The sequence below is a fragment of the Polaromonas sp. UC242_47 genome (assembly GCF_044452385.1).
GTDB lineage: Bacteria > Pseudomonadota > Gammaproteobacteria > Burkholderiales > Burkholderiaceae_C > Polaromonas.
Window position 1 is genome coordinate 3,522,623 of the sequence record NZ_JBIOAO010000001.1, and the last position, 23,797, is coordinate 3,546,419.

Sequence of the window (23,797 nt, forward strand, 5' to 3'; positions counted from 1 at the left end):
CAAAATGAACACCATGGCACTTTACTGTATTGGCGACCTGCAGGGTTGCAACGACGCGTTGCAGCGCCTGCTGCACAAGCTGGATTTCTCCCCAAGCCGCGACACCGTCTACGTGTTGGGCGACCTGGTCAACCGCGGCCCGGACTCGCTGGGCGTGTTGCGCAGCCTGCACGCGCTGGGTGATGCCGCGCAATGCCTGCTGGGCAACCACGACCTCAACCTGCTGGGCGTGCGCCAGGGCCTGCGCAAACCACACCGCCGCGACACCCTGCAGCAGGTGCTGGACGCGCCCGACGGCGAAACTTTGCTCGACTGGCTGCGGCACCGCCGCATGGCTATTTTTGAACATGGCTGGCTGATGGTGCATGCCGGCGTCTTGCCGCAATGGAGCACCGCGCAAACCATGGCGCTGGCGGGCGAAGTGGAACAAGCGCTGCGGGGGACTGACCTGGCCGGTTTTTCGAGCGGCATGTATGGCAACACGCCGGAGCGCTGGGACGACACGCTGGCCGGTGCCGAACGCCTGCGCGTGATCGTCAACGCCTTGACGCGTATGCGTTTTTGCACGCCCGACGGCGTGATGGAATTTGCCACCACCGGCAGTGTGCAGACGGCGCCGCCCGGCTACCTGCCCTGGTTTGAGGTGCCGGGTCGGCAAACCGCCGGGCAGCCGGTCGCGTTTGGTCACTGGTCCACCCTGGGCGCCGACAGGGTGGCGGCCCAGGCCGGCCTCTTGTGCAACACCTTGCCGCTGGACACCGGTTGCGTCTGGGGCGGCTGCCTGACCGCGGCCAGGCTGGGCGCGACGACTGGGCAGTTTGAACTGATCACGGTGTCCTGCGAGCAGTCACAACAGCCGGGCAAGAAGGCTTGAGCGCCTGTTTACAAGCCTTTCAGGCCTCCAGCCCAGGCAGGACGGCCGCAAGCAGCTATCAATTAGGTAGCAGCCAATCCCGATGAGTAGCGCCACTCAAGTGGTTTGTCGCCGGCTCTCCGCCTTGCGTGCGGCTTCGTCCGACAGGGTGCGTGCCACGCTGGCCGAGAGCAGCAACACGGCCGATGAAAAATAAAGCCACAGCAACACCACGACCAGGGAACCGGCGGCGCCGTAAGCCGACACCACGGCCGCCGTCGACAGGTAAATCGCCATCAGGTATTTGCCCAGCCCAAACAGGATGCCACCGGCCACGCCGCCCATGACCAGGTAACGCAGCGAAGGTTTGGGCCCGGCGCTCATGCGCATCAGCGCTACAAACAGGGCCACGCAAAAAGCCAGGGACACCAGCTCGTTGACCAGCATCGCGATTTTTTCCAGTGGCAGGTAGCTGCCGGCCCAGGTGGTCAAAAAACCGAGAAAGGCCGAGATGGCCAGCGACACCAGCAGCAAAAAACCAAAGGCCAGGATGTAGGCCACGCCGCGCAAACGCAGCGAAGCGCTGTGCCACCACTTTTGCCGCACCGGCTCGCCCGTGTCCTGCCGCCACAAGCGCTCAAACGCATTCTGCAGTTCGGCAAACACGCCGGTGGCGCCCGAGAGCAAGAGGCCAAACGCAATCAGCGAGGCGAACACGCCGTCCGACGGTTGCCGTGCGCTGGCCAGGGCCTGGCGCACCAGTTGCGCGCCCTGCGCCCCGATCACGTCGCCGATCTGATGGATCAGGCTGGCTTCAATGTAATGAGGGTCCAGCCACCAGCCCAGCACCGCCACCAGCAGCACCAGCAAGGGCGCCAGGCTGAGAATGCCGTAGAAGGACATGGCCGCGCTCATGCGCAGGCCATCGGCGTCCAGCCACAAAACCACGGCACGCCGTATCGGGTGAAAAAGCGCCTGGAGCGAAGAAAGTGGGGAGGCCGGGCGAATGCCGGCTTGCGGAGCAGCCATGACCACAGCTTAAGCCAGATTGCGGGCAGCGGCCATCAGACGCCGGCCATAAAAAAAGCCGGCGACTGCCGGCTTTTTGAAGCGGACTACTGACTGCTGGTCTGGCTGCTGGCCGCGGTCTTGAACAGTGCGGCGATTTTTTTCTTGGGCTTGATGTTGGCCGACACGCGGGCGGCGCCGCCCTTGACGGCAGCTTCCCAGGCCGGTTGCGCTTCGGCCGCCAAGGTGGATTCGTAAGGCTTGTCAAAAAACGGATCACGCGGCGCGGCCTGGCGTGGTGCGTAGTCACGGCGCTCACGCTGCAGCGGCTCGCGACGCTCACGTGGTGCATCATGCGGCGCGCCACGGGTTTCGTCGCCGCCGCCGTCGCGGTACATGCGGCGGCCGTCGTTGATACGGCCCTGTTCCTTGCGCGGCTGGTCTTCCTCGAACTCCATGGCTTCGAGTTCAATCTTGGTTTTGATGAGTTTTTCGATGTCGGCGACCAGGCGCTGGTCGCTGCTGGCGGCAAAACTCACGGCCAGGCCGGAGGCACCGGCGCGACCGGTGCGGCCGATGCGGTGCACATAATCTTCGGCATTGAACGGCACGTCGAAGTTGAACACCGCCGGCACGTCCTTGATGTCCAGGCCGCGGGCCGCCACGTCGGTACAGACCAGCAAATCAACCTCGCCGCTTTTGAAAGCTTCCAGCGCTTTCAAACGTTCGTCCTGGCTTTTGTCGCCGTGCAGGGCCGTGGTTTTCAGGCCTTCGCGCTCCAGCGAACGGGCCAGACGGGCGCAACCGAGTTTGCTGTTGACAAACACAAAGGCCTGCTTGATGCCGCGGGCCTTGAGGATCTGGTGCAGCGCGCGGCGTTTGTCGTCGGCGCTGACGCTGTAGAAATGCTGCTCGACCGTCGAGGCGGTGGCATTGGAGCGCGCCACTTCGATGGTCACCGGGTCCTGCAGGAAGCTGGACGCCAGGCGTTTGATCTCGGGTGAGAAGGTGGCCGAAAACAGCAAGGTGATGCGCTGTTTGGGCAGGTAGCTCAGGATGCGCTGCAGATCGGGCAAAAAGCCGATGTCCAGCATGCGGTCGGCCTCGTCGAGCACCACGTATTCGACCTGGTTGAGCACCGCGTTTTTGGCTTCAATGTGGTCCAGCAGGCGGCCCGGCGTGGCCACCAGCACCTCAACGCCTTTTTTCAACTCGGCGGTCTGCGGCTTCATGTCCATGCCGCCAAACACCACCGCGCTGTTCAGGTTGGTGTATTTGGCGTAGAACTTGACCTGCTCGGCCACCTGCACCGCGAGTTCACGCGTGGGCAGCAACACCAGCGCACGCACCGGGTGCCGCGCGGGCGAGGTCGAGGCGTTCTCATGCTTCATCATGCGCTGCAGCAGCGGAAGTGCAAAAGCGGCGGTTTTGCCGGTGCCGGTTTGCGCGGCGCCCATGACGTCTCTGCCCTGCAGCACCACCGGAATGGCCTGCTCTTGAATGGGAGTCATGGTTTCGTAGCCCATCTCGGCTACGGCGCGGGCTAGCGGTTCCGCCAGCGAAAGGTTCGAAAAAGAGGATGTCATTTAGCCCTCTATTGTCGCACTTTGGGCGAAATCGTCCTTTTTTGGGCTAATAACAGCGTTAGCGCCCCGGCCAAACCGGGTTTCCCCTCAGGAAACAGCGTCGACTCGCTACAAATTTAATAGCTTCATACGCCCGTTCTAATTGGGCTACAGCCCTATTTCTTATAAATTTCTGGCGCTGAAGGTGTCGCAGGCCTTGACGCTGCCCTGCTGCAGCCCGGTGTTGAACCAGCGCGCCCGCTGGGCGCTGGTGCCATGGGTAAAACTCTCGGGCACCACGGCGCCGCCACCGGCGCGCTGCAAGGCATCGTCGCCAATCTTGGCGGCTGCGTTCATGGCTTCTTCCACGTCGCCCTGCTCCAGGATGCTGCGCGCGCGCTGCGCCCGGTTGGCCCAGACGCCGGCAAAACAGTCGGCCTGCAACTCCAGCCGCACGCTCAGGGCGTTGTATTCGACCTTGCTGACGCGGCTGCGCATCTGGTCCATCTTGCCGCTGATGCCCAGCAGGTTCTGCACATGGTGGCCAACCTCGTGGGCAATCACATAGGCCTGGGCAAAGTCGCCGGGTGCGCCCAGGCGGTTTTTCAGGACTTCGTAAAACCCGAGATCGATATACACCTTCTGGTCGGCCGGGCAATAAAACGGCCCCATGGCCGCCTGGCCCTGGCCGCAAGCCGTGGCGGTGGCGCCGCGAAACAGCACCAGCCGGGGCTCCTGGTAATGGCCGCCGGCCTGGGCGAACACATCTTTCCAGACGTCTTCGGTGTCGGCCAGCACGGTGGAGACAAACCTGGCCATGCGGTCGTCGGCGGGCGGGCGCTGGGGCTGCCCATTGGGCGTGTGGGGCTGGACCTGCGCGGGCGGCGCACCGCCACTGAGCAGGCTCAGAATCGTCATCGGGTTGATGCCCAAGACCCAGCCGCCCAGCAAGGCCACGACAATGGTGCCAATCCCGATGCTGCGGCCGCCGAACAAACCGCCCAAGCCACCTCCGCCACCCCCCCCGTCGTCACTGCGGCGGTCTTCGACGTTGTCCGACTCGCGATTGCCTTCCCATTTCATAACTGTCTTTCCTTGAGCTGTGGGGGCCGGCGAGGCTGGGGACGCGAGGCCGGCTTTTTTCCTGAAGCTACTTTACTTGAGCTTGTGGGCCTGCGCCGGAACAATTTCGTGTCCATCCGCATCTATAGGCCATGAACCGTCTATTTCCGAACATCCGCCTGGGCCTGGTCTTGTTGGCCAGCGTCCTGCTGAGCGCCTGCGCCAACAACATCGTCACCAGCGTCAGCAGTTTCAACCAGTGGCCCCAGGACACCCAGGGCAGCTTGTTCACCTTCATCACGCCGCCGGCCAGCCCCTATGCCCCGCCGAATGAGCTGGAGCAGGCGACCTATCAAAAATACGTGCAGATTGAACTGGAAAAACAAGGCCTTCAACGCGCCGCGTCCGGCCAGCAGGCGCGCTTGCTGGTGGAGCTCAGCACCATCACGCAGGCCCAGCAGCGTACCTACCTGCAGCCGGTGTATGACGACCGACCGGCCTTTTACCCGCCCTTCCGCAATGCCGCAGGCCAATGGATTCCGGGTTACTGGGGGCCTAGTCGCTTCGGCCCCAGTTATGTCGGCGACCGGGTCGTGCCCTACCTGGTGCAGTTCAACCAGCTCAATGTACGCATACTCGACACACGCAACAGTCCGCCCGGCCGGCCACACCCGGTGTTTGAGTCACGCGCCGTCTATGAAGGGGATGCCGAGCTGCCCACGGTAGCGCCCTACCTGGCGCGTGCCGTGTTTGACAACTTCCCGGGCCAGAACGGCCAGGTGCGCAAAGTGCTGTTTAACCGCGAAACCGGCGCTGTGCTTCAAAAGTAAGGGTTTGACCGACCTGGCATTTCTAGCGGTGGGCGCTGAAGCCGACGGACCCCAGGCCCTGGGTGTTGTCCGGTGCCAACGCCGCATTGCGAACAAAGTTGGGGCCGTTGTCGGCCGCCGTGGTCAGCATCTCGGCGGGATGTGACGCGGCTCGCGCCTGCAGCATGCAAGTGTTGCGCGCGGTGCCGCTCTGGGTCTCCACACAAGCGGCCATCGCGGCACTTTGCGACGCCAGCAGCGACGACTGCCGCTGAGCCCTGTCAACCTGGCTGCCAGCCACCAGTGCAATGGCCACCAGCAAACCCGCCACCAGCAGCAAACCAACGCCCGCGTACAGGTATTCGCGGGACACAACAGGGGCTGGAGGCAGATCGGACGAAAACATGGCGGACTCCCGGTAACAAGTGTTTCGATGCTAGGCAGGCAACCGCCCACGGCGGCACGGCGCGGTGCCCGTGCTGGTGTAGGAAAAAGCCGCATGGCCCCATGAGCGTGCCGGCTTACCATTCACCCATGAACACTTCCTCCACCTTGCTGGACGCCGCCCAGACCGCCGCTCGCCTGCCTTATGCCGCCCTGCTGGACAACATCGTCGGTCTGCTGTCCGATGAGTCGGTGCAGGTCCCGGAACGGCTTGTCCAGCCGCTGGCCGGCGGCGGCAGCCTGTTTGTGATGCCGGCCATGGACCGCCAGGTCGCCATCACCAAGCTGATCACCTTCACCCCGGCCAATGCGGGCACAGGGCTGGCGACCATCCAGGGCGATGTGGTGGTGTTTGATGTAAAAAGCGGCGAACGCCGGCTGGTGCTGGACGGTCCCACCGTCACGGCCAGGCGCACGGCCGCGGTCTCGCTGCTGGCGGCGCAACGCCTGGCGCCCAACACCCGGGGGCCGTTGCTGATCGTCGGTGCCGGTGTTCAGGGCCTGGCGCATCTGGAGGCTTTCGCCCAGGGCCTGCCCATCCAGGAAGTGATGATTGCCTCGCGCAGCCCGGCCAGTGCACAAACCCTCGCCCAGCATGCGCAGGCCCTGGGCCTGCGCGCGCAGGTGGTGCTGGATGCCAACGCGGCACTGGCCGAGTGTCCGCTGGCCGTCACCTGCACCCCCGCCAGCGGCGTGGTCCTGAGCGCCCTGCCGCGCCCCGACGGGTTCATCAGCGCGGTGGGCGCTTTTACACCCAAGATGGTGGAGCTCAGCGCCGAGGTGTGCCGGCATATCGCCGAGCAAGGCCGCGTGTTTGTCGACACCGTCGATGCCCAACACGAAGCCGGCGACTTGCTGCAGGCCGGACTGGATGTGAGCCGTTTTGCCACCCTGGCCGAGGTGGTCCGCCAGGACATCCAAAAGCCCGCCGGGCCGGTGCTGTTCAAAAGCTGCGGCTGGGCCGGTTGGGATCTGGCGGCGGCGCGAACGGCACTGGCTGACGCGGCTTAAGCACACCTCCGGCCAGCGACGATCAAGCGGCACCCGGCCCCCAACATCCCCGCTAGTGCGGCAACTGCTCAAGCAACAGCTGCGCCATTTCTTTCTTGCGTGACGCGGGCAGCCGCATGGTGATCGCGCCAAAACTGATGGCGGCCAGCGTGGTGGGTGATGCCAAGAATTTGCGCCCGACACCCGACACCCCGGGTGTGATGGTGTCGGTGATTTCCGCATAACCCGCCTGCCGCGTGTGTTTCACGGCTTGCGCCATCTGCGCGGGCGTGAAGCCCGACTGCGCATACTCCGCCGCATGGCGCTCCATGATGCGGCTGATTTCCTCATCCGACAACGCGGCCATCAAGGCCAGGCCGCCAGCCCCAATGCCCAGCAGGCGGCGCCCGCCCACGTCCGTGGTGAACACTTTCACTGGAAAGTGCCCTTCTTCGCGGTGCAGGCAAACACAGTAATCGCCCTGGCGCACAACGAGGAACACCGTGTCGCCCGACATACGCGCAAGCTTTTGCATCAAGGCGCGGCACGAATCCACCAGGGGCACACGGCGCATGGACGCGAAACCCAGCTGCATGGCATCCACACCCAGGCGATAACTTTTTGTTTGCAGGTCGCGCTCGGCAAAGTGTTCTTCCACCAGACAGGACAACAGCCGGTGTGCCGTGGATCGCTCCAGGCCGGACTCGGCGATCACCTCGCTCAGCTTGAGCCCCGCCTCCTGATGCTGGGCCAGCAGACGCAAAAGATGCAGTGACCGGCGCAAGCTTTGCGCGCCGGCGGTAGAAACTTGATCATCCATATTGTGGGAAAAATCTTAATTAATGTTTGTAATGCAGGAAATGCCAAGTCTAAACTGCCTTCCTTGCTGATCCATCAACGAGGAAACAACATGGCATATGAGACGCTGGAAATAGAAAACCACGGTGCGGTGCGCCGCATCCTGCTGGCGCGCGAAGCGCAGCGTAATGCGCAAAGCCAGCAGATGCTGGACGAACTGGATGCCGCCTTTGCCGATGCGGCCAAGGACGACAGCGTGAACGTGGTGGTGCTAGGCGGCAAGGGCGCGCATTTTTCGGCGGGCCATGACCTCAAGCAGGCGCAGTCCGAACGCGCCAACTTCACCGTGGAAGAGCGCTGGGCCTACGAAGAACTGCGCTACTTTGATCACTCGATGCGTATCTGGGACTTCCCCAAACCGACAATTGCCCAGGTGCAAGGCGCTTGTGTAGCCGGTGGTTTCATGATCGCCAATATGTGCGACATGGTGGTGGCCTCCGAGTCGGCTTACTTCTCCGACCCGGTCGGCCACACGCTGGGCGCAGCGGCGACCGAGGTGTTGATCCACCCCTGGGTGATGGGCCTGCGTAAGGCCAAGGAAATGTTATTCACGGGCGGCAAGATCAGCGCGCAAGAGGCGCTGCAAATCGGCATGGTGAACCGCGTGGTCAGTGATGCCGAGCTGTCCGAACAGACGCTGGCGCTGGCGCAGCAGGTGGCCAAGGCGCCGCCCTTCGGCCTGAAGCTCATCAAGCGTTCGCTGAACCGCACACTGGACGCGCAAGGCCTGCGCACAGCCCTGTCGGCGCACTTCGACACCCACCAGCTCTCGCACCTGAGCGAAGGTTTCCTCAAGGCGCGCGACCGCGGCCTGGCCTCTGCCATCCAGAAGAACACCTGATTTTGTCCATGACCCATCGTCTCGAACCGCTGCTGAATCCGCAATCCATCGCCGTCATTGGCGCCAGCAACAACGCCGCGCGTATTGGTGGCATGCCGCTGGCCCACCTCACGAAATTTGGCTACCGGGGTGCCATCTACCCGGTCAATCCGAAATACGAAGAAGTTTTTGGCCTGAAGTGCTGGGCCGACATTGAGTCCGTGCCAGCGCCGCTGGATCTGGTCGTGCTGGCGATTGGCGCTGCCGATGTCACACCTATGCTCAAACGCTGCCATGCGCTGGGCGTGCGCGCCGTCATCGTTTATGCGGCCGGCTTTGCCGAGGCCGGTGCCGATGGCGCTGCGCTGCAGGCCGAACTGGAAGCCTTTGTCAACAACACCGGCATGGTGGTGGCAGGCCCCAACGCCATGGGTTTTGCCAACCTCAACACGCAGGCCCACACCAACTTCGCCTCGGTGTTCAACACCGCGCCCATGCAGGCCGGCAAAGGCAGCGTGAGCCTGCTGACGCAAAGCGGCAATGTCTGCGCGGCGGTGTACGCGATCGCGCGGCGCCTGGGCGTGGACTTCAGCCACTTCATCAACACCGGCAACGAAGCCTGTGTGGACTTCGCCGAATACCTCGAATACCTGGCGCAGGACGAGGCCACCGACGTGGCGATTGGCTACATCGAAGAGCTGCGCAATGGCCCGCGTTTTGTCCAGGCGGCGGCGGAGTTCGCACGCCAGGACAAGCTGTTGATTCTGTACAAGGCCGGCGAAACCGAAAAGGGCTCGGAAGCCGTGCGTTCACACACCTCGGCCCTGGCCGGCGACCAGCAGATCTACCAGGCCGCCTTCAAGCAACTCAACATCATCCAGAGCCACGACTTCGCGCAGATGGCGCAGCTGGCGCATCTGGCGGGTTACCGCCAGCGCAGCGCCGGCAAACGTGTGGCCATCATCACCATCTCGGGCGCTCTGGGCGCCATCCTGGCCGACAAGTTCATAGGCCAGGGTCTGGAGGTGCCGACCTTGCCGCAGACGCTGCAGGACACACTGCGCGCCGGCATTCCCGACTACGGCATGGTGTCCAACCCGGTGGATGTGACCGGCAACGTCGTCAACGACCCGGGCTTTGTGCGCACCGCCATGGAAGCGCTGGCCGTGTCGGACGCCATCGACGCCATCGTGGTTTATGCGCCCGGCTACCTGCTGGACCGCATGGCCGATGATTTATGCGCGGTGGTAGCCAAACACCCGCGCCTGATCGTTGCCATCGACACCGGCGCCGCCAAGAGCCGCGAGCAATTGCGCACCGGCGGCGTGCCGGTGTTTGAGGACATCGGCGTGGCCGTCTCGGCGCTGTCGCCCTTCCTGAACTGGCAGGAGCAACGCAAACACAACCCCTGGCTCAGCGTTCGCCAGCAGCCCGCGCCGGCGCGCGCCGCGCTGGTTGAGCGGTCCGACGAATACACGACGAAAAAATACCTGGCTGCTTACGGCGTCCAGCCGGTGGCCGAGGCCGTCGCCACCACAGCCGCTGAAGCGGCCAGCGTGGCGGAACAACTGGGTTTTCCGGTGGTGCTGAAAATTCTGAGCGCTGACATCGCGCACAAAACCGAAGCCGGCGGCGTGCGCCTGCGCCTGATGTCGGCTGACGACGTCCGCACGGCCTTTGACGAGGTCATGGCCTCGGCACGTCGCTACGCGCCGACGGCGCAAATCGACGGCGTGTTGCTGCAGAAAATGGAGTCCGGTGTCGCCGAGCTGATCCTGGGCGCCACGCGCGACCCGGTGTTCGGCATGACGCTGACCGTGGGCCTGGGCGGTGTGTTGACCGAGCTGTACAAGGACGTGAGCCACCGCGTGTTGCCGGTGGACCAAGCCATGGCGCGGACCATGCTGGGCGAGCTCAAGACCTTCCCGCTGCTCGATGGTTACCGCGGCAAGCCGCTGGGCGATGTGCAGGCGACCTGCCGGGCCATCGCAGGATTTTCGAACGCCGTGCTGGCGTTGCAGGAACAGGCAGACGAGGTGGAAATCAACCCGCTGCTGGTCAAGGAAACGGGGCTGGGCGTGCGCATGCTGGACGCTCTGGTGATGGCGCCTCTGAAGTAATTTAATTTCGACAAACCCAAGGAGACAAATCCATGTTCACGAAAATAATCGCCAGTGTGGCCCTGGCCTGCACCAGCTTGTGCGGTGCGGCCTTCGCGCAAACCTACCCCAGCAAACCGGTGACGATTGTGGTGCCATTTTCACCCGGCGGTGCCACCGACATCATGTCGCGCACGCTGGCCGAACGCCTGCGTCATCGCCTGGGCCAACCCGTGCTGGTGGAGAACCGGCCAGGTGCCGGCACCATGATTGCGTCGGAATTTGTCGCCAAGGCCCCTGCCGATGGCCATACCCTGCTGCTGGCCGCCTCCTCGCTGGGCATTGCGCCCAGCTTGTACAGCAAGGTCAACTATGACCCGGTCAAGGACTTTGCCCCCATTTCTCAGGTCGCTTCGGTGGTGCATGTGCTGGTGGTGCATCCCAGCGTGCCGGCCAAAAACGTGGGCGAGCTGATCAGCTGGCTCAAGGCCAACCCCAGCAAGGCCAACTACGGCTCGGTCGGTGCCGGCACGTCCAACCATCTGGAGGGCGAACTGTTCAACAGTGTCGCGGCGGTGAAGATGACCCACATCCCCTACAAAGGCAGCGCCCCGGCCCTGACCGACCTGGTGGGTGGCCAGTTGCAAGTGATGTTTGACGCCTATGCGTCTTCAGGGCCCTTCATCAAGAACGGCAATGTGCGCATGCTGGCCGTGACCACGGCGCAGCGCTCCAAGTCCTTGCCCGACGTGCCCACGGTCGCCGAGTCTGGCCTGCCCGGTTACGAAGCCATGCCCTGGCTGGGCCTGGTGGCGCCGGCCGCCACGCCGCCTGCGGTCGTGAGCCGCTTGCACCGTGAACTGGTCGAAGTGCTGAAAGAGCCGGAAGTGCAGGAGAAATTCCGCTCGCTGGGCCTGGACATCATCGGCAGCACACCCAAGGAGTTCAGCACCTTCCTGCGCAAGGACATCGTGAAATGGGCCAAGGTCGTCAAGGACTCGGGCGCCAAGGCCGACTGAGCCACAGAACAAGAAGCCCCAAGAAGAGGAAAACGTTGATGCAAGTTGGTTACTCCGAGGAAGACGAGGCGTTTCGCGTCACCCTGCGCGCCTGGTTTGAGGCGCATTTCCCGCGCTTCAAGGACCAGTGGCCCACCGCCCCCGACCCCAATGACCTGGTGTGGCGGCGTGCCTGGGAAGACCATGTGTCCCAGGCCGGCTGGGCCGGTCTGGGCTGGCCGCTGGAATATGGCGGTAAGGCCTGGCCGCTGACGCGCCAGGCGATTTTCCACGAGGAACAGGCACGTATTGGCGCCCCCCTGGGCGTCAACATCATCGGCCACGGCATCCTGGCCCCCACGCTGATCCACTTTGCCAGCGACGCCCAGAAAAAACGCTACCTGCCCGGCATTCTCTCCAACCGCGAGGTCTGGTGCCAGGGTTATTCCGAGCCGGCAGCCGGCTCGGACCTGGCATCGCTGAAAACCCGCGCCGTGCGTCAGGGTGATCACTACGTGCTCAATGGCCACAAGATCTGGACCTCGTTCGCACATATCGCCGACTACTGCTTTGTGCTGGCCCGCACCGATGCCACGGCCGCGCGCCACAAAGGCATCAGCTTTTTGCTGGTCGACATGAAAAGCCCAGGCGTGCGCGTCGAGCCCATCCGCCAGATCACCGGTGAGGCCGATTTCAACGAGGTGTTTTTTGAGAACGTGAAGGTTCCGCTGGACGCGCTGGTCGGTGAAGAAAACGGCGGCTGGCGGCTGGCCATGGCGGCGGCCAGTTTCGAGCGCGGCACCTACTTCATTCCGCGGCAGGTGCGCTTCGCGCAGGAGCTTGCGGCCCTGAAACAACTCGCGGCCGACACCATGCGGCAAGGCAGGTCCCGCCTCGACTGCCCGCATCTGCGGCGCGACCTGGCCCGCCTGGCGGTGGACAGCCATGTGCTCAAGCTCAAATCCTATCGCGCACTCACGCATGCCTTGCGCGGTGGCCCGCCCGGCCCCGAAGGCTCGTCCACCAAGCTGCACTGGAGCGAGTCGCACCAGAAGTTGCTAGCCATCGCCGTGGAGGTGCTGGGAGAACGCGCGCGGGCCGGCCCGGAGCCGGACAGCCGTGATCCGCAGGCTTCGGCCTGGGTGCGCGACTACCTGTGGTCGCGCGCCGAAACCATTCTGGCCGGCACCTCCGAGGTGCAGCGAAACATCCTCGCCGAGCAAGTGCTTGGCTTGCCCAAAAACTGAACCGAGCGACCCATGGACTTTGCCTTGAATGACGAGCAGCAGATGCTGCAGGAATCGGCGCGCCGCTTTTTCTCCGAGCGCCACCCCCTCTCGCGCGCCCGGCAGGCCTTGCCGTGGACGGACGATTCACAACGCGCCTTGTGGCAGGACATGGCCGGCATGGGCTGGCTGGGGCTGCTGGCCTCGGACGACCAGGGTGGCTTGGGCCTGGGCATGGGCGAGGCCTACCTGGTCGCCGAAGCCGCAGGCCGGCAACTGCTGAACCTGCCGCTGGCGGCCAGCACGGTGTTGCTGCCGCTGCTGTTGCAGGAATCCACGCAGCAAGATGGCCAGCTCGCCAGCTGGGTCGAGGAGATGGCCACTGGCCGCAGCGCCTTCAACGTCGGATTTGGCGACACGGGCCATCTGGACCATGCGCAGCAGTGTTCGCACCAATTGCTGGTGCACGGCCTGGACCTACCGGAGGCGGAGGTTCGGCTGGCCTTGTTGCCGGTGGATGCCATACCTGCACCCATCCAGGTCTCGGCGTTCGACCCCACCTTGCGCGATGCCTCCTTAAGCGTCAACAGTTCCAGCCTGGACTGGCAGGTGCTGGAAATTTCAGCGCAGGGCCGGGCCTACGCGCTGGCCGGTTACCGCCTCGCACGCGCCGCCGAACTGCTGGGTGCCGCAGCCGCCGCACTGGACCTGTCCTGCGCGTATGCGAAGCAGCGCGAACAGTTCGGCAAGGCCATCGGCAGTTACCAAGCCATCAAGCACCAGTTGGCCAACGCCTGGATGGCGCTGGACAACGCGCGCCTGGCTGCACTCTACGCCGCCGCCGCGCTGGACGGCAGGCGAGCGGACTGGCCCTTCGCTTGCGCCGCCGCCGAACTCACCGCCATCGAGGGGGCCCAGCAAATCACACGGAATTGCCTGCAGGTGCATGGCGGCCTGGGCTTCACCTGGGAACATGATGCCCACCTCTACCTGAAGCGGGTGCACCATGTCTCGGCACGTCTGGGCGGTTGTGAGGCGGCCTATGGCCTGATCGAAGAAACGGTTTGCGCCTGAACACCATCCCCACTGGGCCTTCTAGCCGGCATCGGGCCATCTCGATTTGAGCGGCCCAAGGCTCAGCGCAGGCCACACCAATCGGCCAAGCGCTGAAAGGCGTCGGCCCACAAGGCCCAGGCGGCCGCGAGGATCAACAGAGCGCCCGCCACGCGGGTGCCCCAGTCTTGCCGACGCTGCTGGCCGTGATCCTGCAACCTGCCCACAAGCCACGGCACGATCATCAGGGACACACTGCTGCCAGCGGCAAACAGCGCCATCGACAGCGCCCCCTGCAGCGGCCCGCCACTGAGCGAGGCCACCAGCAAGGCCGAATACAGCAGGCCGCAAGGCATGAAGGCCCACAGTGCCCCAGTGATAAACACCCCGCCGCGCGCTTGCGCCAGCGGCCGTATGCGCGACCACAGCGCGCGGCCGGCATTGCTGACCCAGGCCGGCTGCCGCGCCTGGGCCACCAGCATCAAGCCCCACAGCAACACGGCCAGGTGAAACAGTGTCCAGACCGGACGCAGCGCCGCGGTGGCCGTGCTGAGCCAGGCCAGGCTCTGCACGGCCACGGCCGCAGCCGCACCGGCCAGCGAATAACCGGCCAGGCGTCCGGCCTGAAAGCGCCAGAGCGAAGGCGACGAAACCGGACCCTGGCGCGGACCCAGCCGGGAAATACCGGCGCAGGCCGCGCCGCACATGGCCGCGCAATGCGGACCACCGGCCAGTCCCATCAACAAGGCCGTGACCGCCAGCGTGGTCGACATGGGACGGTGCGCCTTTCTTTTAAATGATGCGCGAGAACTTCGCGCGGTTGCGATCGGCCTGCAGGTAGCGGTCAAACACCATGGCCACGGCGCGCACAAAAAACCAGCCGCTGGCCGTGACCTCGATGCCGGTGTCGTCCAGCCGCACCAGGCCGGCCTCGGCCAGTTCCTGCAGCTGTGTCAGCTCGGCCGCGAAGTAGTGGCGAAAGTCCAGCAGCCAGGCCTGCTCTATCGTTTCGAACAAGACTTGCCCCTGGCACATCAGCGCCATGATCACCGCCCTGCGGGCCAGGTCATCGCGGCTCAGCGCCAGCCCGCGCACCACGGGCAGGCGGCCCTGGTCCAGGTGATCGCAATACTCCTCCAGCGTCTTGGCGTTCTGGCTGTAGGTGGCGCCTATGCGGCCAATCGCCGAAACCCCCAGCGCGACCAGGTCGCAGTCGGGCTGTGTGCTGTAACCCTGGAAATTGCGGTGCAGCCGGCCCTGGCGTTTGGCCACGGCCAATGCGTCAGTTGGCAGGGCAAAGTGGTCCATGCCCACATAAACATAACCCGCGCCCAGAAAAGCCAACAGCGACTGCGACAACATCGCCACCTTGGCCGCGCCGCCAGGCAGCTCGGCCGGCACGATGCGCCGCTGCGGCTTGAAACGTTCGGGCAGATGGGCGTAGGCATACAGCGCGATACGGTCTGGCCGCAACTGCTGCACCTGGGTCAAAGTACGCGCGAAGGACGCCGGCGTTTGCCGCGGCAAACCGTAAATCAGGTCCACGTTGACCGAGTCAAAACCCACGGCGCGCGCCTGTTGCATCAGTTCACGGACTTGCTCGAAGGGCTGCACGCGGTGCACGGCTTTTTGCACGTCGGTATCGAAGTCCTGCACCCCGAAACTGATGCGGTTGAAACCCAGCTCGGCCAGCACCGCCAGGCGGGCACCGTCCACCGTTCGTGGATCGATTTCGATCGAATATTCACCCTCGGGCGCCAGCACAAAGTGGCGCTTCAGCATGCTCATCAATTCACCGAGTTCGGCGTCGGACAAGAAGGTCGGCGACCCGCCCCCCAGGTGTAATTGCGTCACCCCCCGGCCCGGGCCCAGCTGGGCGATGTTCAGTTCCACCTCGCGGCCCAGGTAACGCAGATAGGTCGCCGCGCGCTCGTGGTGTTTGGTGATGATCTTGTTGCAAGCGCAGTAATAACACAGCGACTCGCAAAAGGGAATGTGCACATACAGCGACAGCGGCTGCGCCAGCGAGGCCGGGCCGGCAGACCGCTGGGCCAGCGCCTGCCCATAGTCTGTTGCCGAAAAGGCTTCGACAAAACGATCGGCCGTCGGGTAAGAGGTGTAGCGCGGGCCGGGGATGTCGAATTTGCGCAGCAGGTCGGGCGAAACAGTGGTCATGAGAAAGAGTGTGATGCGCGCCTGGGCCCGCCGACTTGATCTGGATCAGAAAGTGCAGGTCTTGCGCCTGCATCCTCAATGCACACGCATCTCGAAGGTGCGTGTCAAACCGTCCAGATCGATGATGCGGATGTGTCGCTTGTCCACCTCCAGCAGGCCTTGCTGCTGGAAGGCCGAAAACGTGCGACTGACGGTTTCCAGCTTCATGCCCAGGTAGCTGCCGATTTCGGCGCGCGACATACGCAGGTGAAACTCGCAGGGTGAATACCCCCTGGCCTTCAGACGCTGCGACAGGTTCAGCAAAAACGCCGCCAGCCGCTCCTCGGCGTTCATGCTGCCCAGCAGCAACATAAGGCTGTGTTCGCGCACAATCTCCCGGCTCATCAGGCGGCCGACCACGTTTTGCAAGCCGCTGCTTTCGGCCGTCAACTCGGTCAGGTGGGCGTAGGGAATCGCGCAGATCTCGCTGTCTTCCAGCGCGATGGCGCCGCTGGCATGGGCGCCGTGCGCAACACCATCCAGGCCCATCAACTCACCGGCCATCTGGAAACCACTGACCTGCTCACGGCCGTCGGCCAGCGTCAGGCTGGACTTGAAGGTGCCGCTGCGTACCGCATAGATAAAACGAAATCGTTCCCCCGCGTGGTACAGCGCCTGGCCGGCCTTGACCTTGCTGCGCCCGAAACGCAGCCTATCCAGACGACTGAGATCCGCATCCGTCATGCCGCAAGGCAGGCACAGGTCGCGCAGGTGGCAGGCGGAACACCGTGTCTTCAACGGTGACACCGGTGCGCCGCCCATGGTCTGGCGTGTCGGCAGGATCCGGATCGGATGGACAGGCATTTCAGGTGTGGCGGTAGTCATGATTTTTTCCTTGTTGAGATGCTGGTTTTCAGGCCACGGGATGCCGCACGGCGTTCAACACAGCCTGCGCAAGTTGAGCGAATTCGGAATTCTTGTCGAGGAAGCTGTCGGCGCCCTCCGCCAGATAACGTTTGCGGTAGGCCGGCCCCGAGTTGTTGCTGAAGACAACAAACGCAATGTCCGGCAGCGCCCGTCGCACGGCGCGCAAGACCTGCAGGCCGGAGCCGCCATCGAGCTGGACATCCAGCACAACCACATCCGGCTGGGCCGCCAGGATGCCGTCGATGGCGCCTTGTGGCGTCTCCGCCTGACCCACGATGTTCATGGCCTGGGCGCCTAGCATCACGGCAACGCGATTCCGGATCAGCGCCGAGTCGTCGGCGAGAAAAACGCTCATAGGGAGAAGGCGATCAGGCATGCCTGTACTGTGATCGCGATGGTCGGCCGGCACCATAGGCGCTGGCTGAATTCAGTCCTAGGAAAAGTCTGGTTCTCGGCTTCCGCCAAGCCGAGGCCGCCTAGGAATTTTCCTAGCTGAAGACGGGTATGGCCTGGCTTGATGCCGGCATGAGGCGTGGCGCCACCCAGCAGCGGACCGGTGTTGGCAGCGACGCGCCGATCAGGCTGACCGGCTCACCGAGGTCAGGGCCGGGATTGGGGAAAAGCCTTCAATGCGCCATCAACACCGGCAGCGTCATGGACTGCAAAACCACCCGCGAAGTGCCGCCCAGCAACCACTCGCGTGCGCGGCTGTGGCTGTAGCAACCCATGACCAACAGGTCGGCATCAAGATCAAACGCACGTGACAGCAGCAGCTCGCCGAGTTCCCCGGACTTCTTGCCTTGAGGATGCCAGCTTGCCTCGATGCCCTGCAACTTGAGGTAGCCGGACAGGCTCAGCCCTTCGCCGGCGATCAGCACGTCCTGATCCTCCTCCGTCCAGCTGATCACGTGGACGCGTCTGGCCGCCTGCAGCAGAGGCATGGCCGCGGCAACGGCGCGAGCCGTCTCCCGTGTCGGCTTCCATGCAATGACGACCGTTTCGCCCAGCGTCGCAGGAAGGCCGGCGTAAGGCAGTATCAAGGCCGGTTTGCCGCTGATTGCCATCACCGTCTCGGCAAAATCGAAGGGCACGTCTACACATTCGACGTCCGAGGGATCGTACTGACCCAGTACCAGCAGATCCGCATACAGCGCCTGCTGAGCGAAGACCCCCATCACAGGAAAGTCACAAGCCTCTGCCCAAGAGACAGGTAGGCCGGTCGACGCCAGCGAACTGTCAAACATGGCACGCGCCCGGACCCGCCGCTGGTCATCCAGGTCACGCAAGGTCGCGGCGACGCCAGGACCGAACTCAGGCGTAAACGGCAGTTCCACCAGATTGGATGTCACGGCGTACAGGGCCGACACAGCAGCGCCAAGCCGCTTTCCGAGCTGGCGCGCGACCTTCAGCCGCTGCTCTGCACGCGGCGAAGCATCCAGGTGAACAAGCAATTGCATGCGGGACGTTTTCATGGCGAACCTCCGTCGGCAGGGTTGTTGCCATTCAACTTTAATACACCGTCCCCGACAGATGTTGACAATCGTCAACCGAAAGTCACAGCGGCCAAAATGTCGCCCGCGCCGCCGCTGGAAATCCGTCCAGGCCTAGGGCTGCGCTGAATAAGCCCGGTCAAATGACCCGAGCGGGTTGATGTTGGGTCGATCGGGCTCAAACAGGTCACCGAGCGCCCTTTCTTGTGGCCCATTGGGCCTGCTGCCTGGGCCTCTTGGCCCGTTTGCAGCCCTCATGGACACACCTGTGCCATCAACCGTTGTCGGCTGAGGTAGATGTTGGCCAGTGCCAGGGCGGTGAACGCGCGTGTGGCGTTCTTGGCCAAGCCGCGGTAGCGCACTTTGCCAAAGCCCCACAGTCGCTTGACCACGCCGAACACATGCTCCACCCGTGCCCGAATGCGCGACTTGTTGCGGTTCTTCGCTTTGAGTGCTTCGTCCACGACGCCATTGCGCCTGGTGCGCTGGTTCGTGAAGTCTTTGGCTTCGGGCGCCTTGTCGCCAATCAGCGCCTTCTGGCTGGCATAGGCCGAGTCACCGTACACGCGCCGCTCCTGGCCATGCAGCAAGTCGGGCAGCGGATGCTTGTCATGCACGTTGGCCGCCGTGACCACGGCGCTGTGCGCCAGCCCGCTTTGGCTGTCCACCCCGATGTGCAGCTTCATCCCGATGTGCAGCTTCATCCCGAAATACCATTGCTGGCCCTTGCGGGTTTGACGCATCTCGGGGTCGCGTGCCTTGTCCACGTTCTTGGTCGAGCTGGGGGCGCCGATGATGGTGGCATCCACGATCGTGCCGGTATTGACCTTGAAGCCTCGGGTCTGCAACTCTTGTCCTACCTTGGCGAACAGGGCCTCGCCCAGCTTATGGGTGCCCAGCAGGCGGCGGAACTTGAGCAGGGTGGTGGCGTCGGGCACCGGCTCGCGGCCCAGATCGATGCCCACAAAGCGGCGCAGGCTGGCGCTGTCGTACAGCGCCTCCTCACAGGCCAGATCGGCCAGGTTGAACCAATGCTGGATGAAGTGGATGCGCAGCATGCGCTCCAGCCCAATGGGCGGGCGGCCGTTGCCGGCCTTGGGGTAGTGCGGCTCGATGACCGCGCACAGCGCGGCCCACGGCACGATGGCTTCCATGGTCGCCAGAAACTCGTCTCGCCTCGTGGGCTTGCGGTACTGCTCGTAGCCTGATTGATCGGCCGCCATGGCAAGGGTTTGTTGCTTCATCGGAAAGTAACGCTTCAAGTTCAGTGGGCGTGGACCTTAATCAGCATTGCCCTAGGGTTCCAGCCGATCCGCAAAACCCTGCTTCAGCGCATAACGAATGAGATCGTTCTGATTTTGCAGTCCCAACTTTTGCATCAGGTTGACTTTGTGTGTACTCACCGTCTTCACCGAGAGGCTGAGCCGGGCCGCGATATCGGTCACGGTCACGCCGTCCACCAGCAGGCGAAACACTTCGAACTCGCGGTTGGACAGGCTGGCCTGCGGCGAAGCCTCGCTGCCCGGCATCGCGCCCAGGGCCAGTTGTTCAGCCACCTCGGCGCTGATGAAAGCGCCGCCCGCCGCGATCTTGCGAATCGCCTGTTCCAGTTGCGCGGGTGCACTTTCCTTGGTCAGGTAACCACTGGCGCCGGACTTGATGGCGCGCACGGCGTATTGCTGCTCCTGGTGCATGCTTAACACCAGGATACGCAGCTTGGGTTTCTCGGCGCGTACCAGCCGGATCAGCTCCATGCCACTGCGCCCCGGCATGGACAGATCCAGCATCAGGACGTCGAAGTCGAGCTCACGCACCCGTTGCATGACCTCGGTGCCGTCGGCGGCCTCACCGACCACCTGCAGGCCGTCGACCGAAGACACGATTCGTTTGAGGCCTTCACGCACGATGGCGTGGTCCTCCGCGATCACGATGCGAATCAAGACGCGGCTCCTGTTTCAAGCACGGGGATGCGCACATCGATACACGTGCCCTGCCCCGGCTGGCTGTCGATGATGATGTCGCCCTTGAGAAGTTGCGTGCGTTCACGCAAACCCATCAGGCCCAGGGAATAAGGCTTGCGCGGCGTGGCCGGCAAAAAGCCGCGCCCGTTGTCACGCACCCGCAGCTCCACCGCGCCCGGCAGCCGGTCTATCCGGACCTCCACCTGCGAAGCCTGGGCATGTTTGGCCACGTTGGCCAGCGACTCCTGCACGATGCGAAACACCGCGGTGGCATAAGGTTCGTGCAATTCCATCTCTTCGTCCACCGACAAGGTGCAAGCCACACCGGTGCGTTGGCCGAAATTCTGGACCAGCCATTCGGTGGCCGCCACCAGACCGAGGTCGTCCAGCAGCAAGGGCCGCAGGTCGGCGGCGATGCGTCGCGTGGCGGCGACCGTGGTGTCCAGCATGCCCAGCATGTCGCCCAGTTTGGCGGCGACCACGGGCTCGTCACCGGATAGTTTGTCGCGCACCCAGATGGTGTCCATCTTGAGCGCGGTCAGGGACTGCGCCAGTTCGTCGTGCAGCTCGCGCGCGATGCGGGTTTTTTCGCCTTCCAGAATCGCATGCGCCTCGGAGGCGAAAGCGCGCAGCTCTTCCTGGGTGCGCACCCGCTCGGTGACGTCGCGCAGGATCACGGTGAAAAGCCGGCCTTCGGCGGTTTCGAGCTGGGAGATCGAGGCTTCCATCGGAAACTCTTCGCCGTTGGCGCGTTGCCCGTAAAGCACGGTGCCGTCACCCATGCGCCGCGAGGTGGTCCCTAGGGCGGAAAAGCGCTGGACATGTTCACCGTGCCTCGCGCGAAAACGCGCCGGCATCAAGGTTTCCAGGCGTTCGCCCAAGGCCTGCTGGCTGGGCCAGCCAAATATTTTTTCAGCCGCCCGGTTGTACAGGACGATGCGTTGTTCGCCGTCCACCGTGATGATGGCGTCCATGGCCGAATCCAGCAGGCCGGCGAAACGGGCGGCCGCGCCATCCAGCGCATGGCCGCTAGCGCGGCGCTGCACCGCTTCACGCCGTGCATGAAAAACTGCGAGCACGGCGGTGGCGGCAGCCAGCGCTACCACCACAGCCATCGCCAAGCCGGAGCGCCAGCCCGCCGCCAGGCCCAAACAGGCCAGCAGTGTCAAGGCGGCGAGCAGAGCCAGGGCAAGTGCTGCCGAACGCTGCGGCACGGCGGCCTGGTAGGAAGGCCCGAGGGAGGTGTAAGGCACGGAACTTTCTTCTTCTGAAACGATGCCGTGATCTTACCGCCAGGCTTGCCGCCAGCCAGGCGATAACGCCGCCTGCGCAGACGGCATCGCGCTGGCCAGTACAAAACAGCCGGCACCCTCTCCAAAAGGCGGCATAAGGCTTTTTACAAGAAAAAAGGCCCGTAGCCCATACACCACGGACGCAAGCAGCTATCAATAGGGGAGCGCCTCAGCCCGAAACCATTCGCTCAGTCTGGCAACACCCGCCGATTAACGTCGGCCGCCGGCATGCCCAGCAGCGCCGTGAGTGTGCTCGAAGCCATACAAACCAGCCAGAAGGCGAAAAACGCTGCGCTGTACACGCCTTGTCGTGACAAGCCCAGCGGCTGGCCCGACCAGTGCAGCTCGCGCGGATCGACCAGCGCAAACACCAGCAAATCCAGCAGGCAGGCCATCAGAAAGGCCGGCCACACGATCACCATGATTTTTGTCTTCCACATCTTGCTTGTCTCCTTCTGCTTTTTATCCTGCGGGGGCCAGACGCCTAGCGGCCACCGGCGGGTGCCGGCGTGGCCGCGTGGTTGCGGCCCTGCAGCGCCGGGGCCAGCGACTTGTCCCTGGCGGCCAGCGCCTGGTTGATGTTGATGCCCTGGCGGTAATAGTCATCGGCCACCACAGGATCGGGCGTGCGAATGGCCAGCCAGAGCGTGACAAAACCGGCAATGACCACCGCCGCCGGCCCGGCGATCACCATCCAGACCAGCGGGAACTTCCACCAGGGCGCCTCTGGCATGCAGGTGTTGTCCCTATTCATCTTGTCTCCTTGAGGTTTATCGGGGTACGAGGAAAACGGCTTTTTCCGAGACTCGCACGCGGCCGTCCTCAGACGACACCTCGAAAAACACGGTGTGTGAACCGGCCGGGATACTGCCGTAGGGCAGCTGCAAACGCACGGCGACCCAGCGCGACTGGGCTGCCTCCACCGCCACGGGTTCTGCCGGCGACACGTTCAAGTCCGCCAGGCCGCTGGCTTGAATGCGGTAATGCTGGGTTTGTTCGGTCGCGTTCATGATCTGCAGGCGATACACGTTTTCAAGCTGCCCGCCTTCGGTGATACGCGCCAACGAAGCGCGGTCGCGCACCACATCGACCTTGAGCGGCGTGCGCAACACCAGGCTTGCCAACAGGCCACCACACAACAGCGCCAGCACGCCGGTGTAAAGCAAGACACGCGGCCGCATTACGCGGCGTACCACCTGGCGGGGGCTCCAGCGCGCGGCCATGCTGTTTTGTGTGGCGTAACGGATCAGGCCGCGCGGTGTGGCCAGGCGGTCCATCATGGTGTTGCAGGCGTCTATGCACAGGCCGCAGCCAATACATTCGTATTGCAGGCCGTCGCGGATATCGATGCCGGTCGGGCAGACCTGGACACACAAACCGCAGGCCACGCAGTCGCCCAGGCCTTGCGCCCTGGCATCACTGCCTTTGGCGCGCAGGCCGCGTGGCTCGCCGCGCAACGCGTCGTAACTGACGATGAGTGTGTCGCGGTCGAACATCGCGCCCTGGAAGCGCGCATAAGGGCACATGTATTTGCAGACCTGCTCACGCATGAAGCCGGCATTGCCATAGGTGGCGAAACCGTAGAAAAACACCCAGAACACTTCCCAGGAATCCATGCGGGCCTGCAGGAACGCCATGCCGAGTTCACGGACAGACGTGAAATAACCCACAAAGGTGAAGCCGGTCCAGACCGCGATGCCCAGCCAGACCCCGTGTTTGAGCCCTTTCTTGAGCAATTTTTCAAGCGAAAAACTTCCCTTGTCCAGGCGCATGCGTGCGATGCGGCTGCCCTCTATTTTTTGTTCCACCCAGAGAAACATCTCGGTGTACACGGTCTGCGGGCAGGCGTAGCCGCACCACAAACGCCCGGCCACCGCCGTGAACAAAAACAAGGCCAGCGCCGAGACCACCAGCAACCCCGTCAGGTAGATCAGGTCTTGCGGGTACAACACCAGCCCAAAAATGTAAAAACGCCGCGCGCCCAGGTCGAACAACACCGCCTGGCGCTGCCCCCATTCGAGCCAGGGCAGCCCGTAAAACACCAGCTGGGTCAGCCACACCATGGCCCAGCGCCAGCGCGCAAACAGGCCGCGAACACTGCGCGGATAAATCTTTTGATGCGCGGCGTACAGGCCGCCCTCCCCCTCCTGTACCACAGCGATGGGGATGACTTTGCGAACGGGCAACG

24 protein-coding genes are annotated in these 23,797 nt (G+C 63.8%); 8 read left to right on the forward strand and 16 right to left on the reverse strand.

Going from position 1 to position 23,797, the window contains the following annotated elements; genetic code table 11:
• The first annotated feature begins 13 nt into the window (after positions 1–13).
• Positions 14–874, forward strand: a complete 861-nt coding sequence (locus ACHMXK_RS17045) for a symmetrical bis(5'-nucleosyl)-tetraphosphatase (protein WP_397441718.1) — start codon at positions 14–16, stop codon at positions 872–874.
• Between the two features lie 96 nt (positions 875–970).
• On the opposite strand, the gene ACHMXK_RS17050 is transcribed toward ACHMXK_RS17045, so the two are convergent.
• The 3 genes from ACHMXK_RS17050 to ACHMXK_RS17060 all read right to left on the reverse strand — a co-directional run bounded on the left by ACHMXK_RS17050 (position 971) and on the right by ACHMXK_RS17060 (position 4,509).
• Positions 971–1,882, reverse strand: a complete 912-nt coding sequence (locus tag ACHMXK_RS17050; protein WP_397441719.1) for a YihY/virulence factor BrkB family protein — start codon at positions 1,880–1,882, stop codon at positions 971–973.
• An 86-nt stretch (positions 1,883–1,968) separates the two neighbouring features.
• Entirely contained in the window at positions 1,969–3,447 is a 1,479-nt protein-coding gene (locus ACHMXK_RS17055) for a DEAD/DEAH box helicase (protein WP_397441720.1), read from the reverse strand.
• 162 nt (positions 3,448–3,609) lie between these two features.
• Positions 3,610–4,509: a neutral zinc metallopeptidase gene (locus ACHMXK_RS17060; protein ID WP_397441721.1), complete on the reverse strand. Its 900-nt coding sequence runs from the start codon at positions 4,507–4,509 to the stop codon at positions 3,610–3,612.
• 131 nt (positions 4,510–4,640) lie between these two features.
• On the opposite strand from ACHMXK_RS17060, the gene ACHMXK_RS17065 reads away from it, so the two are divergent.
• Entirely contained in the window at positions 4,641–5,318 is a 678-nt protein-coding gene (locus ACHMXK_RS17065; protein ID WP_397441722.1) for a DUF4136 domain-containing protein, read from the forward strand.
• Positions 5,319–5,340: 22 nt separating this feature from the next.
• On the opposite strand, the gene ACHMXK_RS17070 is transcribed toward ACHMXK_RS17065, so the two are convergent.
• Positions 5,341–5,703 (reverse strand): hypothetical protein, encoded by a 363-nt coding sequence (locus tag ACHMXK_RS17070; RefSeq protein WP_397441723.1) that lies wholly within the window; start codon positions 5,701–5,703, stop codon positions 5,341–5,343.
• A 128-nt stretch (positions 5,704–5,831) separates the two neighbouring features.
• Between ACHMXK_RS17070 and ACHMXK_RS17075 the strand changes: the two genes are divergently transcribed.
• Positions 5,832–6,752 (forward strand): delta(1)-pyrroline-2-carboxylate reductase family protein, encoded by a 921-nt coding sequence (locus ACHMXK_RS17075; protein ID WP_397441724.1) that lies wholly within the window; start codon positions 5,832–5,834, stop codon positions 6,750–6,752.
• Positions 6,753–6,804: 52 nt separating this feature from the next.
• On the opposite strand, the gene ACHMXK_RS17080 is transcribed toward ACHMXK_RS17075, so the two are convergent.
• Entirely contained in the window at positions 6,805–7,551 is a 747-nt protein-coding gene (locus ACHMXK_RS17080; RefSeq protein ID WP_397441725.1) for an IclR family transcriptional regulator, read from the reverse strand.
• 90 nt (positions 7,552–7,641) lie between these two features.
• Here ACHMXK_RS17080 and ACHMXK_RS17085 point away from each other — a divergent pair, with 90 nt between their 5' ends.
• From ACHMXK_RS17085 to ACHMXK_RS17105, 5 genes are read left to right on the forward strand one after another with little or no spacing between them, the layout of a single operon-like run.
• Positions 7,642–8,430 (forward strand): enoyl-CoA hydratase, encoded by a 789-nt coding sequence (locus tag ACHMXK_RS17085; protein WP_397441726.1) that lies wholly within the window; start codon positions 7,642–7,644, stop codon positions 8,428–8,430.
• An 8-nt stretch (positions 8,431–8,438) separates the two neighbouring features.
• Positions 8,439–10,529 carry an acetate--CoA ligase family protein gene (locus ACHMXK_RS17090; RefSeq protein WP_397441727.1) on the forward strand — a complete coding sequence of 697 codons (2,091 nt, stop codon included), beginning with the start codon at positions 8,439–8,441 and terminating at the stop codon, positions 10,527–10,529.
• A 32-nt stretch (positions 10,530–10,561) separates the two neighbouring features.
• Entirely contained in the window at positions 10,562–11,527 is a 966-nt protein-coding gene (locus ACHMXK_RS17095) for a Bug family tripartite tricarboxylate transporter substrate binding protein (RefSeq protein ID WP_397441728.1), read from the forward strand.
• 38 nt (positions 11,528–11,565) lie between these two features.
• The gene (locus ACHMXK_RS17100; RefSeq protein WP_397441729.1) at positions 11,566–12,753 is read left to right on the forward strand and encodes an acyl-CoA dehydrogenase family protein; all 1,188 of its coding nucleotides are present in this window, start codon (positions 11,566–11,568) and stop codon (positions 12,751–12,753) included.
• Between the two features lie 12 nt (positions 12,754–12,765).
• The gene (locus tag ACHMXK_RS17105; protein WP_397441730.1) at positions 12,766–13,806 is read left to right on the forward strand and encodes an acyl-CoA dehydrogenase family protein; all 1,041 of its coding nucleotides are present in this window, start codon (positions 12,766–12,768) and stop codon (positions 13,804–13,806) included.
• 62 nt (positions 13,807–13,868) lie between these two features.
• On the opposite strand, the gene ACHMXK_RS17110 is transcribed toward ACHMXK_RS17105, so the two are convergent.
• The 11 genes from ACHMXK_RS17110 to ccoG all read right to left on the reverse strand — a co-directional run bounded on the left by ACHMXK_RS17110 (position 13,869) and on the right by ccoG (position 23,795).
• Entirely contained in the window at positions 13,869–14,558 is a 690-nt protein-coding gene (locus ACHMXK_RS17110) for a sulfite exporter TauE/SafE family protein (protein WP_397441731.1), read from the reverse strand.
• A gap of 19 nt (positions 14,559–14,577) precedes the next feature.
• Entirely contained in the window at positions 14,578–15,960 is a 1,383-nt protein-coding gene (hemN, locus tag ACHMXK_RS17115; RefSeq protein WP_397441732.1) for an oxygen-independent coproporphyrinogen III oxidase, read from the reverse strand.
• A gap of 75 nt (positions 15,961–16,035) precedes the next feature.
• Entirely contained in the window at positions 16,036–16,824 is a 789-nt protein-coding gene (locus ACHMXK_RS17120; protein ID WP_397441733.1) for a helix-turn-helix domain-containing protein, read from the reverse strand.
• A gap of 28 nt (positions 16,825–16,852) precedes the next feature.
• Positions 16,853–17,221, reverse strand: a complete 369-nt coding sequence (locus ACHMXK_RS17125; RefSeq protein WP_397441734.1) for a response regulator transcription factor — start codon at positions 17,219–17,221, stop codon at positions 16,853–16,855.
• 271 nt (positions 17,222–17,492) lie between these two features.
• Positions 17,493–18,338, reverse strand: a complete 846-nt coding sequence (locus ACHMXK_RS17130; protein WP_397441735.1) for a universal stress protein — start codon at positions 18,336–18,338, stop codon at positions 17,493–17,495.
• A gap of 272 nt (positions 18,339–18,610) precedes the next feature.
• Positions 18,611–19,600, reverse strand: a complete 990-nt coding sequence (locus ACHMXK_RS17135) for an IS5 family transposase (RefSeq protein ID WP_397441736.1) — start codon at positions 19,598–19,600, stop codon at positions 18,611–18,613.
• A gap of 51 nt (positions 19,601–19,651) precedes the next feature.
• Positions 19,652–20,296 carry a response regulator gene (locus ACHMXK_RS17140; protein WP_397441737.1) on the reverse strand — a complete coding sequence of 215 codons (645 nt, stop codon included), beginning with the start codon at positions 20,294–20,296 and terminating at the stop codon, positions 19,652–19,654.
• Positions 20,293–21,570 (reverse strand): PAS domain S-box protein, encoded by a 1,278-nt coding sequence (locus ACHMXK_RS17145; protein WP_397441738.1) that lies wholly within the window; start codon positions 21,568–21,570, stop codon positions 20,293–20,295. Before ACHMXK_RS17145 ends, ACHMXK_RS17140 begins: the two co-directional genes overlap by 4 nt.
• Positions 21,571–21,797: 227 nt before the next feature.
• Positions 21,798–22,049, reverse strand: a complete 252-nt coding sequence (locus ACHMXK_RS17150; RefSeq protein ID WP_397441739.1) for a hypothetical protein — start codon at positions 22,047–22,049, stop codon at positions 21,798–21,800.
• A gap of 44 nt (positions 22,050–22,093) precedes the next feature.
• Positions 22,094–22,363, reverse strand: coding sequence for a FixH family protein (locus ACHMXK_RS17155; protein ID WP_397441740.1), 270 nt, complete (start codon positions 22,361–22,363; stop codon positions 22,094–22,096).
• Positions 22,364–22,379: 16 nt separating this feature from the next.
• Complete coding sequence (ccoG, locus tag ACHMXK_RS17160) at positions 22,380–23,795, reverse strand: cytochrome c oxidase accessory protein CcoG (RefSeq protein WP_397441741.1); 1,416 nt, start codon at positions 23,793–23,795, stop codon at positions 22,380–22,382.
• Between the last annotated feature and the right edge of the window lie 2 nt (positions 23,796–23,797).

What these genes read in the sequence shown, in the direction of transcription:
- ACHMXK_RS17085 (WP_397441726.1), top strand. Translation starts at nt 7,642, where the DNA reads ATGGCATATGAGACGCTGGAAATAGAAAACCACGGTGCGGTGCGCCGC.
- ACHMXK_RS17130 (WP_397441735.1), bottom strand. Translation starts at nt 18,338, where the DNA reads ATGAAAACGTCCCGCATGCAATTGCTTGTTCACCTGGATGCTTCGCCG.
- ACHMXK_RS17125 (WP_397441734.1), bottom strand. Translation starts at nt 17,221, where the DNA reads ATGAGCGTTTTTCTCGCCGACGACTCGGCGCTGATCCGGAATCGCGTT.
- ACHMXK_RS17070 (WP_397441723.1), bottom strand. Translation starts at nt 5,703, where the DNA reads ATGTTTTCGTCCGATCTGCCTCCAGCCCCTGTTGTGTCCCGCGAATAC.
- ACHMXK_RS17110 (WP_397441731.1), bottom strand. Translation starts at nt 14,558, where the DNA reads ATGTCGACCACGCTGGCGGTCACGGCCTTGTTGATGGGACTGGCCGGT.
- ACHMXK_RS17075 (WP_397441724.1), top strand. Translation starts at nt 5,832, where the DNA reads ATGAACACTTCCTCCACCTTGCTGGACGCCGCCCAGACCGCCGCTCGC.
- ACHMXK_RS17050 (WP_397441719.1), bottom strand. Translation starts at nt 1,882, where the DNA reads ATGGCTGCTCCGCAAGCCGGCATTCGCCCGGCCTCCCCACTTTCTTCG.
- ACHMXK_RS17095 (WP_397441728.1), top strand. Translation starts at nt 10,562, where the DNA reads ATGTTCACGAAAATAATCGCCAGTGTGGCCCTGGCCTGCACCAGCTTG.
- ACHMXK_RS17065 (WP_397441722.1), top strand. Translation starts at nt 4,641, where the DNA reads ATGAACCGTCTATTTCCGAACATCCGCCTGGGCCTGGTCTTGTTGGCC.
- ACHMXK_RS17060 (WP_397441721.1), bottom strand. Translation starts at nt 4,509, where the DNA reads ATGAAATGGGAAGGCAATCGCGAGTCGGACAACGTCGAAGACCGCCGC.
- ACHMXK_RS17045 (WP_397441718.1), top strand. Translation starts at nt 14, where the DNA reads ATGGCACTTTACTGTATTGGCGACCTGCAGGGTTGCAACGACGCGTTG.
- ACHMXK_RS17055 (WP_397441720.1), bottom strand. Translation starts at nt 3,447, where the DNA reads ATGACATCCTCTTTTTCGAACCTTTCGCTGGCGGAACCGCTAGCCCGC.
- ACHMXK_RS17120 (WP_397441733.1), bottom strand. Translation starts at nt 16,824, where the DNA reads ATGACTACCGCCACACCTGAAATGCCTGTCCATCCGATCCGGATCCTG.
- ACHMXK_RS17155 (WP_397441740.1), bottom strand. Translation starts at nt 22,363, where the DNA reads ATGAATAGGGACAACACCTGCATGCCAGAGGCGCCCTGGTGGAAGTTC.
- ACHMXK_RS17080 (WP_397441725.1), bottom strand. Translation starts at nt 7,551, where the DNA reads ATGGATGATCAAGTTTCTACCGCCGGCGCGCAAAGCTTGCGCCGGTCA.
- ACHMXK_RS17090 (WP_397441727.1), top strand. Translation starts at nt 8,439, where the DNA reads ATGACCCATCGTCTCGAACCGCTGCTGAATCCGCAATCCATCGCCGTC.
- ACHMXK_RS17105 (WP_397441730.1), top strand. Translation starts at nt 12,766, where the DNA reads ATGGACTTTGCCTTGAATGACGAGCAGCAGATGCTGCAGGAATCGGCG.
- ACHMXK_RS17100 (WP_397441729.1), top strand. Translation starts at nt 11,566, where the DNA reads ATGCAAGTTGGTTACTCCGAGGAAGACGAGGCGTTTCGCGTCACCCTG.
- hemN (WP_397441732.1), bottom strand. Translation starts at nt 15,960, where the DNA reads ATGACCACTGTTTCGCCCGACCTGCTGCGCAAATTCGACATCCCCGGC.
- ACHMXK_RS17150 (WP_397441739.1), bottom strand. Translation starts at nt 22,049, where the DNA reads ATGTGGAAGACAAAAATCATGGTGATCGTGTGGCCGGCCTTTCTGATG.
- ACHMXK_RS17135 (WP_397441736.1), bottom strand. Translation starts at nt 19,600, where the DNA reads ATGAAGCAACAAACCCTTGCCATGGCGGCCGATCAATCAGGCTACGAG.